Annotated in this window: 1 protein-coding gene; it reads left to right on the top strand. The window is 20.8% G+C overall.

Annotated elements, in window-relative coordinates; all coding sequences use genetic code 11:
* Positions 1–164: 164 nt before the first annotated feature.
* Positions 165–515, top strand: a 351-nt coding sequence (locus tag JFN88_RS24715; RefSeq protein WP_233168325.1) for a hypothetical protein, incomplete at its 3' end; no start/stop codon positions are given.

Below are 515 nucleotides of genomic sequence, written 5' to 3' on the forward strand. Positions count from 1 at the left end.
CATCACTTTTTATTAAAATATGTGAAAAAATTCATTTTCCAGGAATTCAATTACGTTTTAATTTAAAGATTCAAAGTAATTATAAACTTTCCATATAATGAATTAAAAAGATTTTTTAATAATCTAATCAAATATAAATTTTATTTATGAATCAACACACAAAAATGAGTATTCTTCAAAAAGAAAAAACATTAGATTTTTTGGAAAATTATGATTATGTTTTTTTTATACAGTGGACACCTCAAGATAAAGAAATATGGTCTTCATTCAAGAAAAAATGTTATGCTGTAGATACTATCTCATTATTAACAACAAAAAATTCTGTTTTTTTGAATATGGAAATAGACTCACTACCTCAAATTGAAGGGCCTAATATTTTTTTAGGTTGTAATGATTATACTAAACTAAATCTAATATTTAATATAATAAAAAGTACACCTAATTTAATTTTAATAGGAACTAGAATTAATTCTTATCTTTATAATCACTTAGATTTAAATACGTATTTTCAATCA

Origin of the sequence: Paenibacillus roseus (assembly GCF_016424485.1) — a bacterium.
Lineage (GTDB): Bacteria > Bacillota > Bacilli > Paenibacillales > Paenibacillaceae > Paenibacillus_D > Paenibacillus_D roseus.